This is a genomic window from Acinetobacter sp. ANC 4973, from assembly GCF_002135275.1.
Taxonomy (GTDB): Bacteria; Pseudomonadota; Gammaproteobacteria; order Pseudomonadales; family Moraxellaceae; genus Acinetobacter; species Acinetobacter kyonggiensis.
In genome coordinates this window covers 21,674-35,204 of record NZ_NEGM01000016.1, presented here as the reverse complement: position 1 = coordinate 35,204, position 13,531 = coordinate 21,674, and the positions used below count along the sequence as shown (strand labels likewise).

Sequence of the window (13,531 nt, the reverse complement as noted above, 5' to 3'; positions counted from 1 at the left end):
AATGTTTAATTATATTATATGTCTTGTTGTTTTTATAATTTAATGCTTTATTTTTCTATAATTAATGCAGAATTTTAAAATGTTTTTATTTTGAATAAGTATAAATATATTTTTTCTGCTATATTATAACTTGGCGTTAAGCCTACTGATTTATAGACATAAATAAACAAGATAAGGCTGTAACATGTTACAACTCGCGGAACTAAAAATTGCAATTATTGGATTGGGTTATGTCGGACTTCCTTTAGCGGTAGAGTTCGGTAAAAAAGTACCCGTAGTTGGTTTTGATATTCATCAAAAACGGATTGATGAACTCAAAAGTGGGCAGGATCATACCTTAGAAGTGTCAAAAGAAGAATTGGCTCAAGCCAGTCAATTGAGCTATTCAGCAAATTTAGAAGATTTAAAAGAATGTAATTTCTTTATTGTGACTGTTCCGACGCCTATTGATGAGTTCAAACAACCCGATTTATCGCCCTTAGTCAAAGCCTCAAACAGTATTGGGCAGGTGCTTAAAGCGGGTGACGTCGTCGTTTATGAATCAACGGTATACCCTGGGGCAACAGAAGAAACCTGTATTCCAGTATTAGAGCAAGTTTCTGGGCTGAAATTTAACCAAGACTTCTTTGCAGGTTATAGTCCTGAACGGATTAATCCAGGTGATAAATTACACCGTGTCACCAATATTTTAAAAATCACCTCAGGTTCTACCCCTGAAGTTGCCGAATTTGTCGATCAAGTATATAACTTGGTCATTGAAGCAGGCACACATAAAGCATCGAGTATTAAAGTAGCTGAAGCGGCAAAAGTGATTGAAAACACGCAGCGCGACGTCAATATTGCCTTAATTAATGAGCTGGCGATTATTTTCAACAAGATGGGTATTGATACCGAAGCGGTATTGCAAGCAGCAGGGACGAAATGGAATTTCTTACCTTTCCGTCCGGGGCTTGTCGGTGGGCATTGTATTGGTGTTGACCCGTATTATTTAACCCATAAAGCACAGTCAATTGGTTATCATCCAGAAATTATTTTAGCCGGACGTCGCTTAAATGATTCAATGGGTGCTTATGTGGTCACTCAGCTTGTCAAAGCAATGATTCAGAAAAAGATTCAGGTTCAGGGGGCGAAAGTATTGGTCCTTGGTTTGAGCTTTAAAGAAAACTGTCCTGATATTCGTAATACTAAAATTATTGATATTGTGAATGAGTTGAATGAATACCATATGGATGTCGATGTTTATGATCCTTGGGTAGACACTGAAGAAGCGGTGCATGAATATGCGATTACACCTGTACAAACAGTCAATCAAGATACTTATGATGCTGTCATTTTAGCGGTTGCGCATGAGCAATTTAAAGTCATGGGGGCAACAGAGATTCGCGCTTTAGGCAAAAAAGCCCATGTTTTATATGACTTGAAATATGTACTTGATCAATCTGAATCTGACATTCGTCTTTAATCACGAACTTTGTAAGGAATACATAACATGAGCCAATATCAAACCGTTTGCACACAATTAAAACAAGCACCTAAAATGTGGTTGGTCACTGGTGTGGCTGGTTTTATTGGCTCAAATTTATTAGAAACCTTGTTAAAGCTTGATCAAAAAGTCGTAGGTTTAGATAACTTTGCGACAGGGCATCAATATAATTTGGATGAAGTTCAAACTTTGGTCAGTCCTGCGCAATGGCGTAATTTTTCTTTTATTGAAGGCGACATTCGTAATTTTGAAGATTGTCAAAAAGCCTGTATGGATGTGGACTATGTATTACATCAAGCAGCTTTAGGCTCTGTACCGCGTTCAATTGCCGATCCTATCACCACCAATGCAACCAATATTACGGGTTTCTTAAACATGTTGACTGCGGCACGCGATGCTAAAGTCTCAAGTTTTACCTATGCAGCCAGTAGTTCAACGTATGGGGATCACCCTGCTTTACCGAAAGTTGAAGAAAATATTGGTAATCCATTGTCACCCTATGCAGTAACCAAGTATGTCAATGAGCTCTATGCAGATGTTTTTGCCCGTACATATGCTTTTAAAACCATTGGTTTGCGTTATTTTAATGTCTTTGGAAAGCGACAAGATCCCAATGGTGCCTATGCTGCGGTGATTCCCAAATGGACAGCTGCAATGATTGCCGGTGATGAGGTATTTATTAATGGTGATGGTGAAACCAGTCGTGATTTTTGTTTCATTGAGAACACGGTTCAAGCCAATATTTTAGCCGCAACCGCAAATGAGACAGCAAAAAATCAAGTTTATAATGTTGCGGTAGGTGACCGTACCACTTTAAATGATTTATTTAATGCACTTCAGGCAGCATTGAATGAAAATGGTGTAACTTATAATAAAAAACCAGTTTATCGTGAATTCCGTGCGGGTGATGTTCGTCATTCACAAGCAAGTATTGCTAAAATTGAACAATTTTTAGACTATGAACCTGAGTTTAATATCAATCAAGGGATTAATATTGCGATGCCTTGGTACATTAAATTTGTCTAATTAAAAATGAAAGATATATTACTGTTGTTGAAAAAAGCAAAATGGCTTATGGGTGGTAATTTTGTTTTTGCCTTTTCTCAATGGGTTATTTTGATTTTTTTTGCTCGTATGACGAATCAAGAAAACTTGGGACAATATGCATTGGCGTTAGCAATCGTCACGCCTATTTTTGCTGTTGGAAACCTTCAATTACGTCCTCTTTATATATTAGATGTAAATAGTGAGCAGAAATACACCTATACAAATTTTTATTATTTACGTTTAATTTGTGCATTTATTGCATTAGCTTGCTGTTTGATTTTAGGTTTATTTTTTAATGTTTCTATTTCAGTATTGATTTTGGTTGGACTATTAAAGTTTTTTGAATCTTATTCCGATATTATTTATGCGTATTATAATGCACATGATCAAACTAAATTAATTAGTAAATCTTTATTTTTAAAAGGGACGCTTTCTGTTTTAGTTGTTGCAGTAGGTTTATATTTATTTGATTTTTATACCGCATTAATTTTATTTTTATTTGTTTATCTTATAGTTTGGTTATTCATCGATAATGTGTATATTCAGAAAACTCAAGAAATAAAAAAAATGAGTTTAGATTTAGGAATTATGAAGTCTGCTATTCCTATGGGGATTTCATTGGGGATCGTTACTTTGCAAAGTAATATTCCTCGTTTATTTTTAGATCAGTATGCAAGTATTGAGGCTGTGGGGATTTTTACCGTTCTCAGCTATTTCATTATTGTCGGCAGTATATTTATTAATTCTATTTGCCAGTATCTTAGTCCTCGTTTAACGCATGCATGGAATCATAATAGAGCATATTTTAAAAAGCTTTTATCTATGGCTTTGCTTGTTGCTGGTGGGTTGGGTCTAATCGCTATATTCCTCAGCTATTTCATGGGAGAGTTTGTACTTAACCTCGTTTATGGTGCGCAATATGTAGCTTATGCAGATGCGTTTGTATTGACTATGGTGGCTGGTTTTATACTTTATTTGGCGACTGTTCTGGGTTATACGCTAACAGCCATAGGGTTTATTAAACAACAGGTTTATTTATTTTCTATCGTGTTAATTTTTAGTGTATTGGTTTCATATTTATGTATTCCTGAATATGGAATTATTGGTGGTATTTATACTTTAATTGTCAGTTATTTTGTGCAATGTGTTCTTTCTCTGCTGGTTGTATTATTTCGTCTTAAAGAGTAAATAAAATGAAAATCATGTTATTCATTACTGGCTTAGGTATGGGAGGAGCTGAGAAAGTTGTTTGTGAACTTGCAGATAAGTTGTACGAGTCAGGACAAGACGTCAATATTGTTTACTTTTTCGGTGAAATCGTCAGAAGACCTAAAAATAAAGAAATTAATATATATAAAGTATCACTTAATCATCATTTATCAATTGTTAAAGCATTAAATACTGTGATTAAACTGGTTGATAAGATACAACCCGATGTTATTCATTCACATATGTTTCATGCCAATATGATGGCAAGATTTGTAAAAATGTTGAGAAAAAATATTCGTATCATCTGTAGCTCACACTCAAACTATGAGGGTGGGCGTTTACGTATGGCAATGTATCGATTGACTGAAAACCTATGTAATGTGCATACAAATGTCAGTGATAATGCAGCTAAAGCTTTAATGCAAGCTGGAGCTGTTAAAAATAAAAAAATGATTACTGTTCATAATGGTATAGAAAGCAATAAATATAAATTTGATGAGAATATAAGAGCTGATGTTCGAAAGAGCTTGGGTTTTGATGATAATTTGCAAGTTATTTTAACAATAGGCCGAATTGACACGCCTAAGGATTATCCTACTTTATTAAAAGCATTTAAAATTATTCGAGAAGAGCAAAAAAATACTATTTTAATCATCGTGGGAGATGGCCCAAAGAGAAATGAGATTGAAAATCTCGCAATTCATTTAGGTCTTGAAAAAAATGTAAAATTTTTAGGCATTAGAGAGGATATTCCACAACTTTTGAATGCATGTGACTTGTTTGTATCTGCATCGGCATGGGAAGGTTTTGGTATAGCAATATTGGAAGCGATGCTGTGTCAAAAAAGAATTGTAGCGACAAAAACAGATGGTGCAATGGAATTACTGAACTCAAATTTAGTGGATGTCGGACAACCTGAGGCTATTTCTAAAATGATCCTGAATGTTTTGAACCATCAGGAAAATATAATGAGATATCCGGAAGCAAATAGTTTTGATTGGAAATTTATTTTAGAAAAATGGTTGAACCTTTATCAGGGTCAAGTTAAGTAATAAGTTTTAAGGGCGTTGTTGTATCAAACTAGCCTTGAATATTGATTCAACAATATAATTTTCTTATCAATAAGCCTATACCTAAATTTATCGTGCTATTAACTGGTCGCAATACAATCGCGCTTTAATCGATAGAGGAAATCTAAATATTTAGTTTGACGGAATCGGTCGAAAAAAGAGGTATTGGATTAAATCTTACGAAGCAATGCTGCTCAGGTGAGAAATTCACCTCAAGAAAGTTGCAGAGCCAAGTTAACCAAGTATATGCACGAATTGTTCTACTCAACAAATCTACTGAATGAGGCAGACCACAGACCAAAGTTGTGCCCTGAACTTATGGATCTTGGAATATTTTATCTTTTCAATGTTGATGCAATAAAGCTCATGAAAGATCAACAAATGTGAGTGCAAAAATACAGCAAGTGTTACTCATTTTGTGAGTTATCTATAGATCTCTGTATATCTTTAAATGCAATATTTCAGATTCAATCATTTATACTGACTTTGTTTTGAAGTGTTTTAGCATCAATGCTATTCATTTTAATGCATAGAAAATTTAAATTGATACGGTAACGGAGCCAGTGATTCAAATGAAATTTTTAATGGTGAGCAGTTACCTTCCTTCAGTTTTAAATTTTCGTGGAAAACTTTTAGAGGCAATTCATCAGCAAGGTTATGAAATTCATATTATTGCGCCAGATTTGCCCGCTTTTTCAGATGAATATCAAAAATTACTGGGTTTAGGCTATCAGGTTTATAGCGTTCCTATGCAGCGCACGGGTACAAACCCAGTTACAGATTTGTCCACACTATTTGCGCTGTATAAACTGATTCATAAAATAAAACCAGATTGCGTATTGTGCTATACCATTAAGCCCGTCATATACGGCACTTTAGCCGCTTGGCTAGCAAAAGTACCTAAACGTTTTGCATTAATTACCGGTTTAGGCTATGCCTTTCAAAATGTAGATAAAGATAGCACGCGTAGTATTTTTCAAAAGTTAGTTCATGGTTTATACCAGCAAGCACTGTCGCATTGTTCTAAAACTTTTTTTCAAAATCCAGACGATCTTGCTTTATTCCGAGCATTAAAACTCTTGCAGTCGAATATTCCTGCGGTTGTTGTGAATGGCTCTGGAGTCAATGTCTCTGATTTTGCTGTGATGCCTTTGCCACTCAATAGTCAGAACCAAGTTGCAATTTCCTTCTTGTTAATTGCTCGTCTATTAGGGGATAAAGGTGTACGTGAATATGCCGAAGCAGCGGCAATCATTAAAAAAAATCATCCTGACATTCAATTTAACTTGGTCGGATGGATTGATGACAATCCGGCGGCTATTACTCAATTGGAATTAGATGCATGGGTAAATACCGGAACGCTTAAATATTGGGGTAAACTTTCAGATGTTCGACCCGCTATTGCTGCAAGTTCAGTATACGTATTGCCTTCTTACCGTGAAGGCACACCACGAACGGTATTAGAAGCAATGGCAATGGGGCGGGCTGTCATCACTACAGATGCACCAGGTTGTCGTGAAACCGTGGTAGATGGTGATAATGGATTTTTAGTAGAGGTTAAATCGGTTCAAGATTTAGTGGTAGCCATGCCGAAATTTATTGAACAGCCAGAGTTAGCGATACAAATGGGCAAACGTTCACGAGAGATCGCCTTAAATAAATATGATGTTCATCAAGTGAATAAACATATGATGACGGAAATGGGATTGTTATAAATGTTGAAACGACTCTTGGATATCATTATTGCATCCACCGCGCTCATTCTGCTTGCACCGTTATATGCTTTTGTTGCTTATAAAGTGAAGAAAAATTTAGGTTCTCCTGTTTTATTCCGCCAAGTTCGTCCGGGTTTGCATGGTAAACCGTTTGAAATGATTAAGTTTCGCACCATGAAGGATGCGGTCGATGCCAATGGTCAGCCACTTCCTGACAGCGAGCGTTTAACAGCATTCGGTAAAATGTTACGTTCAACCAGCTTGGATGAAATGCCTGAACTTTGGAATGTAATTAAAGGGGACATGAGTATTGTTGGACCTCGTCCACTGCTGACAGAATATTTGCCACTGTATAATGAAGAACAAGCGAAACGGCATAATGTACGTCCGGGTATGACAGGACATGCTCAAGTCAATGGACGCAATGCGATTGGCTGGGAAGAAAAGTTTAAACTCGATACATGGTATGTAGAGCATCAATCTACTCTTTTAGATTTTAAAATCATGTTTAAAACCGTGCATAAAGTTCTCGCAAAAGATCATATCAGCGCGGAAGGCGAGGCCACCATGACCCGTTTTACAGGCACAGAAAAGAAGGACACTAAAAAGTGACAATTTATATTGGTGTATACGGTGCAAGTGGCTTTGGTAAAGAGGTGATGCCTTTAGTACGACAGCAATATCCAACACTTCTTCAAGCACAATTTGTATTTATTGATGATGGACAAGCAGGAAGCACTTTAAATGGTTATCCGGTTTTAAGTTATGCAGATTTTGTCTCACATTCAGCCCAACATAAAGCAGTGACGATTGCGATTGCAAATAGTCGTGTGCGTGAAAAATTGGTGATTCGCTTAGATCAAGATGGTATTCAGCATTTGGCGATACAAGCAGCAAACACTATTGTATTAGATGAAGTGGAAATTGGGGAAGGGAGTTTACTCTGTCCTTTTAGCTGTCTGACTTCCAATATTAAGATTGGTAAATTTTTTCACGCCAATATTTATAGCTATGTCGCACATGATTGCATTATTGGTGACTATGTGACCTTTGCTCCAGCGGTAAAATGCAATGGTAATATTCATATTGAAGACCATGCTTACATTGGGGCAGGTGCTGTGATTAAACAAGGCACACCAGACAAACCTTTAGTCATTGGTAAAGGGGCTATCGTGGGTATGGGTGCTGTGGTAACGAAAAGTGTACCTGCGGGTGTGACTGTGGTGGGGAACCCCGCAAGAATTTTACAGAAAAAATAGTTTCATATTTAAAAAATTAGGAATGAATCATGCTAAACACTGCATTTGAACCATGGCCAAGCTTTACCCAATTTGAGGCGGATGCTGTAGCTAAAGTTTTACTATCGAATAAAGTGAATTATTGGACAGGGCAAGAATGCCGTGAATTCGAAAAAGAATTTGCACAGTTCGCAGGTACTCAATATGCAGTAGCGTTAGCCAATGGCACGGTTGCTTTAGATGTCGCATTAAAAGCATTAGGGATTGGTGAGGGGGATGATGTGATTGTCACCTCGCGTACCTTCTTGGCTTCAGCCAGTTCAATTGTGACAGCAGGGGCAAACCCAGTTTTTGCTGATGTAGAACTCGATTCACAGAATATTTCAGCGCAAACGATTCAAGCGGTGTTAACGCCTAATACAAAAGCGATTATTTGTGTGCATTTGGCAGGTTGGATGTGTGACATGGATCCAATCATGCAATTGGCTTGCGATAAAGGTCTTTATGTCATAGAAGACTGTGCGCAAGCACATGGTGCCCAATATAAAGGGAAACTTGCAGGCTCAATGGGTCATATTGCCGCATGGTCATTTTGTCAGGATAAAATTATGACCACGGGTGGTGAAGGCGGTATGGTCACGACCAATGATGAGTCTCTTTGGAAAAAAATGTGGTCATATAAAGACCATGGTAAAAATTTTGACAGTATCTATAACAAACAACACCCACCGGGATTCCGTTGGCTACATGATTCCTTTGGGACCAATTGGCGCATGATGGAAATGCAGGCGGTGATTGGGCGTATTCAGTTGACCAAAATGCCAGAATGGACAAAAAAGCGTACGAATCATAGCGATGTTATTTTAAATGCGTTTGAAAATAGTCCTTATTTTACCGTGCACCGCCCGTCAAATGATTATGTGCATGCATGTTATAAATGTTATGTTCAAGTGAATATTGAAAAATTGCCAGAAGGTTGGTCACGTGATCGCATTATGCAGGACATTAATGCATCAGGTGTGCCATGCCTTAGTGGTTCATGTTCAGAAGTATATTTAGAACACGCATTTGATCATACGCCTTGGCGCCCTGAAACACGTTTGGAAAATGCCAAAAAACTTGGTGAAAGTAGTTTGATGTTCTTGGTGCATCCAACCTTATCGGAACAGAGTATGCAGAAAACCATTGCTGCTATTCACGCTGTAATCGCAAAAATTTAAAGTGAAATTGACGTATAATCTGCGCCATTGCGTGTTCTGACGTTTCTCCAATTTAGAGCTTTTAGTGAAAGACATTATTCGATATTTAGCATCTTTGCCACGTCGTCAAAAACAACTTGTTTTCGTGGCGATGGATGTCTGTGTCTTACCTTTAATCATGTGGTTGGTGTATGCCATACGTTTGGCAAAGCCTAATGTGCCTGTAATGCAAGGGCTTGATTTTTGGTATCTCTATGTCGGAATGTTTGGTGTTTTAATATTTGCCTTGCTTGGCATTTATAGTGCGATTGTTCGTTCATTTAATGAAGATTATTTACTGCGGATCTCCATCGCGACATTTATCCAAATTGTGGGTTTATATGCCATTAAAAAGCTAGATTTGGCTTTTATTCCGATGAGTATTCCACTCATGTATGGCTTTATGCTGTTTTCATGGATGTGGTGGAGTCGCGCGGTGATTCGTTATGCCACGCTTAAAACTTTTGCAAAAAAACAAAACCGTAAACGGGTTGCGATCTATGGGGCGGGCCTTGCAGGTCAACAAATTGCAGCCGCTTTATTTCGATCAGATGATTATTTGCCGGTGTGTTTTATTGATGATAAAGCATCACTGCAAGGGCAATCATTAAGTGGTTTAAATATTTATTCACCCAAACGTATCTCAAATAAATTAGGCAAATTTCAGATTGAAGAAATTTTATTGGCCATGCCATCTGTAGGCCGAGCAAGAAAAAAAGAAATAATAGAATCCTTTGAGCTGGCCGACGTTAGAATTATGGAATTGCCGGGTGTGACCCAACTGGTTGATGGCCAAGTCAAAGTCTCGGATATCCGTGAAGTGGATATTATTGACTTACTTGGTCGTGACCCTGTACCGCCAAAGGCAGAGCTTTTAGAAAAAAATATTAAAGACAAAGTCGTGATGGTCACTGGAGCAGGGGGTTCTATTGGCTCTGAGTTGTGCCGTCAGATTGTCAAGCATCAGCCAAAAATTTTAGTATTATTTGAGATGTCTGAGTTTGCGCTGTATTCGATTGACCGTGAATTACAAAATTCAGCTGTGCAGATTGTTCCCGTTCTTGGCTCAGTGACGAATCAAGCCAAACTAGAGCGTGTGATTGCAGAGTATCAAGTACAAACGGTTTACCATGCAGCGGCCTATAAGCATGTACCTTTGGTCGAAGCCAATCCATTTGAAGGGATTTATAATACCTCGATTGGTACGGCAAGAAGTGTCGATGCAGCAGTAAATCAAGGGGTTGAAACTTTTGTTTTAATTTCGACCGATAAAGCAGTGCGTCCAACCAATGTCATGGGTGCATCAAAGCGCATGGCTGAGTTATATTGCCAAGCTTTAGCTTCAACGAATCCGAAAACACAGATTAGTATTGTACGTTTTGGTAATGTATTGGGTTCTTCAGGTTCAGTCGTTCCACTGTTTAAAAAGCAGATTGCAGCAGGTGGACCTGTTACCGTCACGCACCCAGATGTGACACGTTATTTTATGACCATTCCTGAAGCAGCACAGCTGGTGATTCAAGCAGGTGCAATGGGGACAGGTGGTGACGTCTTTTTGTTGGATATGGGTGAACCAGTAAAAATTGTCGATTTAGCCAAACAAATGATTCGTTTGAGTGGCTTTAAACCGATGGATGAGAAAGGTCATGGCGATATTGAAATTCAGTTTACGGGCTTAAGACCGGGTGAAAAGCTATATGAAGAGTTGTTGATTGATTTGGAAAATGTAGAGCAAACTGAGCATCAGAGAATTTTAAAATCATACGAAATATTCTACAGTTATAATGAAATATTTAATATATTTAATGATTTAAAATTATATGTAAATGACAATCAGATATCTGAATTATTAAGCATATTGATTAAATATGTCGATGGTTATAAACCCCATCTAAATTCAAATAATTAAGTTGTTTAATTTTTATTAAATGACAAAAAAATTAAAAAATCGAGACTTTATTTTTTGTAGCTATTATAATGTGCACGATTTATGTTAATAGCTACAATATATAGTTTTATAATCATTAATTAATGATTAGCCAATAATATTAGGGCCTAATTTTAGTTATGGGAATTTTTTCAGGAAAAATTGTATCTAATTCACTGTGGATGATGCTTGAAAAAGTTATCTCAATATTTGGGTTGATTTTTGTAACGTCATATGTTGCAAAATATATTGGGCCAACCAATTTTGGAAAAATAGCATTAGCTACAACATTATTTGCTTTTGTCCAAACGCTAACTTGGTTTGGTAATCAAGAAATTTTATTTAAACGCGTCAGTAAAAACCATCAATCTGGATTAAATTATTTATCTAATACTCAAAAAATAAGATTTTATTTATTTTTGCTCATGAGCCTACCAATATTATTTACTTTGTATATTTTTACAGACTTATTAACACTTATTTTTGGTATAGCTACAGCATTTGCAACATATTTTATTACGCAAGATATTTATGCCGTTTATAATAATGCTGTGCTTCACTCTTATATCAATGCAATTGTGAATATGGTGGGCTTGTCAATTGCATTAGCAGTACGATATGTGATTGTGCTATTCGAACTGGAATATGCATATCTTTCCATTCCCATAGTGTTGGTCACTCTAATTCCATATGTGCTAAAGCGATACTGGTTTAATCGAAGTCTTAAAACACCAATACTGAATCAACAGAAATATCGAAAATATTATTTTTTAGCTGGTGGTTCTTTAGTCATATCAACCTTAGCTATAAGTTTTTATACGCAAATTACCAGTCTAATGTTAGCAAAACTAACATCTCTAAAAGATCTTGGGATTTATGCAGTGGCTGTTACGTTGGGCACAGCTTGGTCATTTATCAACTTTTCAGTGATTACTTCTGTACTAAGTAAAATTTATAGAGAAAAAAGTCATTATGAGTCTTATGTAATGATCGCCAAGCTAAATTTAGTTATTTTAGCTGTTTCTTTATCTGTGGTTACTGTCTTAGGATTATTGGGGCAGTGGCTTATAGAAACATTATACGGTGCAGCATATCAAGAGGCCTATAAATTACTTATTATTTTAGCGCTTTCAACGATGTTAAGTGGATTAGGGACTATTGCAGCACGATTGATGGTTAAAGAAGAAAGTTATGAGTATATTTCTAAAAAAATGTTGTTCGTTGCTTTAAGTGCATTGCCGATATCTTATGGAATGATTTATGCATATGGATTAATCGGTGCGGCTTATAGTGTATTCATCATTGAACTTCTTTCATTGACCGTATTTAATTATTTTTATAAAGGTGGATTAATATTTAAAATTCACCTTTTCCCATTTTTTAAAAATTCATTAAAAATGAAACAATAGGAATAGAATAATGTTGAATATAACAGTTGTCGGCACGGGGTATGTAGGACTCTCAAATGCAGTGTTATTTGCACGACAGCACACTGTTAACAGTTTAGATATCGATGCCAAACGTGTTGAACTGATTAATCAACGTCTTTCTCCAATCGCAGATGACTATATTGAGAAGATATTAAAAGACACTGAGCTAAAATTAACAGCGACGCTAGATAAAGAAGCAGCTTATAAAAATGCAGACTATATTATTATTGCAACGCCTACCAATTATGATTCAGACAGCAATTCTTTTGATACATCTTCAATTGAAAGCGTTATTGCAGATATTTTACCAATCAATACAACTGCACCAATTATTATTAAATCTACGATTCCTGTAGGTTATACAGCACAAATTAAAGCAAAGTTTCAAACAGAACAAATCATCTTTAGTCCCGAATTTTTGCGAGAGGGCAAAGCACTGTATGACAACTTGTATCCATCACGGATTATAGTCGGGGAAAAATCGGAACGTGCGGAACAAATCGCAGCATTGTATTTAAATGCAACTGTAGAGAAAAATGCGCCAACTTTATGTATGCATTCTACAGAAGCAGAAGCAGTGAAGTTGTTTTCAAATACTTATTTAGCGATGCGTGTGGCTTATTTTAATGAACTAGATACTTATTGTGCTAAGCATGCTTTAGACAGTTTTGATATTGTGCGTGGGGTGGGTTTGGACCCACGTATTGGTCAGCATTATAACAACCCTTCATTTGGTTATGGCGGCTACTGTTTGCCTAAAGATACCAAACAGTTGCTAGCAAACTATAAAGATGTTCCACAGGATTTAATTCAAGCGATTATTCACTCAAATAAAACGCGTAAGCAATTTATCGTAAAAGAGATATTGAAGAAGCGTCCAAATGTGGTGGGTATATACCGTCTGACTATGAAAGCTGGTTCTGACAATTTTCGTGATTCCGCGATTCAGGATATTATGCGTGAGTTAAAAGAATACAATATTGATGTGATTGTGTATGAGCCAACATTAAAAACGAAAGAGTTTGAAGGTTATGCTTTACAGAGTGAATTAACAGAGTTTTTATCTAAGTCAGATGTAATTTTGGCAAATCGTATGCATGTAGATTTGGAAGCGGTAAAAGCCAAAGTTTATACACGTGATTTGTTTGGAGAAAATTGATGAAAAATATAAATT

11 protein-coding genes are annotated in these 13,531 nt (G+C 36.5%); all 11 read left to right on the top strand.

The annotated features are described in order from the left end of the window. Window positions 1-184 precede the first annotated feature (184 nt). The gene (gene tviB / locus B9T30_RS14365) at window positions 185-1,462 is read left to right on the top strand and encodes a Vi polysaccharide biosynthesis UDP-N-acetylglucosamine C-6 dehydrogenase TviB (protein ID WP_086185608.1); all 1,278 of its coding nucleotides are present in this window, start codon (window positions 185-187) and stop codon (window positions 1,460-1,462) included. A 27-nt stretch (window positions 1,463-1,489) separates the two neighbouring features. Then, window positions 1,490-2,509, top strand: a complete 1,020-nt coding sequence (locus B9T30_RS14360; RefSeq protein WP_086185607.1) for an NAD-dependent epimerase/dehydratase family protein — start codon at window positions 1,490-1,492, stop codon at window positions 2,507-2,509. 6 nt (window positions 2,510-2,515) lie between these two features. Further along, window positions 2,516-3,718 carry an oligosaccharide flippase family protein gene (locus tag B9T30_RS14355; RefSeq protein ID WP_086185606.1) on the top strand — a complete coding sequence of 401 codons (1,203 nt, stop codon included), beginning with the start codon at window positions 2,516-2,518 and terminating at the stop codon, window positions 3,716-3,718. A 5-nt stretch (window positions 3,719-3,723) separates the two neighbouring features. Next, window positions 3,724-4,791: a glycosyltransferase gene (locus tag B9T30_RS14350; RefSeq protein ID WP_086185605.1), complete on the top strand. Its 1,068-nt coding sequence runs from the start codon at window positions 3,724-3,726 to the stop codon at window positions 4,789-4,791. A gap of 590 nt (window positions 4,792-5,381) precedes the next feature. After that, window positions 5,382-6,524 carry a glycosyltransferase family 4 protein gene (locus tag B9T30_RS14345; RefSeq protein WP_086185604.1) on the top strand — a complete coding sequence of 381 codons (1,143 nt, stop codon included), beginning with the start codon at window positions 5,382-5,384 and terminating at the stop codon, window positions 6,522-6,524. Continuing rightward, window positions 6,525-7,136, top strand: a complete 612-nt coding sequence (locus tag B9T30_RS14340) for a sugar transferase (RefSeq protein WP_086185603.1) — start codon at window positions 6,525-6,527, stop codon at window positions 7,134-7,136. After that, the gene (locus B9T30_RS14335) at window positions 7,133-7,783 is read left to right on the top strand and encodes an acetyltransferase (RefSeq protein ID WP_086185602.1); all 651 of its coding nucleotides are present in this window, start codon (window positions 7,133-7,135) and stop codon (window positions 7,781-7,783) included. The genes B9T30_RS14340 and B9T30_RS14335 overlap by 4 nt, the downstream gene beginning before the upstream one ends. Before the next feature lie 29 nt (window positions 7,784-7,812). Then, complete coding sequence (locus B9T30_RS14330; protein WP_086185601.1) at window positions 7,813-8,982, top strand: DegT/DnrJ/EryC1/StrS family aminotransferase; 1,170 nt, start codon at window positions 7,813-7,815, stop codon at window positions 8,980-8,982. 64 nt (window positions 8,983-9,046) lie between these two features. Continuing rightward, on the top strand, window positions 9,047-10,909 hold the full coding sequence (locus B9T30_RS14325; protein WP_086185600.1) for a polysaccharide biosynthesis protein: 1,863 nt from the start codon (window positions 9,047-9,049) through the stop codon (window positions 10,907-10,909). 158 nt (window positions 10,910-11,067) lie between these two features. Next, window positions 11,068-12,336, top strand: coding sequence for an oligosaccharide flippase family protein (locus tag B9T30_RS14320; RefSeq protein WP_086185599.1), 1,269 nt, complete (start codon window positions 11,068-11,070; stop codon window positions 12,334-12,336). Window positions 12,337-12,349: 13 nt separating this feature from the next. Continuing rightward, on the top strand, window positions 12,350-13,516 hold the full coding sequence (locus B9T30_RS14315) for a nucleotide sugar dehydrogenase (RefSeq protein WP_086185610.1): 1,167 nt from the start codon (window positions 12,350-12,352) through the stop codon (window positions 13,514-13,516). Window positions 13,517-13,531: the final 15 nt, after the last annotated feature.

Excerpts from the sequence above, each read along its gene's own strand:
- B9T30_RS14340 (WP_086185603.1), top strand. The coding sequence starts at position 6,525 with ATGTTGAAACGACTCTTGGATATCATTATTGCATCCACCGCGCTCATT.
- B9T30_RS14320 (WP_086185599.1), top strand. The coding sequence starts at position 11,068 with ATGGGAATTTTTTCAGGAAAAATTGTATCTAATTCACTGTGGATGATG.
- B9T30_RS14330 (WP_086185601.1), top strand. The coding sequence starts at position 7,813 with ATGCTAAACACTGCATTTGAACCATGGCCAAGCTTTACCCAATTTGAG.
- B9T30_RS14350 (WP_086185605.1), top strand. The coding sequence starts at position 3,724 with ATGAAAATCATGTTATTCATTACTGGCTTAGGTATGGGAGGAGCTGAG.
- tviB (WP_086185608.1), top strand. The coding sequence starts at position 185 with ATGTTACAACTCGCGGAACTAAAAATTGCAATTATTGGATTGGGTTAT.
- B9T30_RS14345 (WP_086185604.1), top strand. The coding sequence starts at position 5,382 with ATGAAATTTTTAATGGTGAGCAGTTACCTTCCTTCAGTTTTAAATTTT.
- B9T30_RS14355 (WP_086185606.1), top strand. The coding sequence starts at position 2,516 with ATGAAAGATATATTACTGTTGTTGAAAAAAGCAAAATGGCTTATGGGT.
- B9T30_RS14360 (WP_086185607.1), top strand. The coding sequence starts at position 1,490 with ATGAGCCAATATCAAACCGTTTGCACACAATTAAAACAAGCACCTAAA.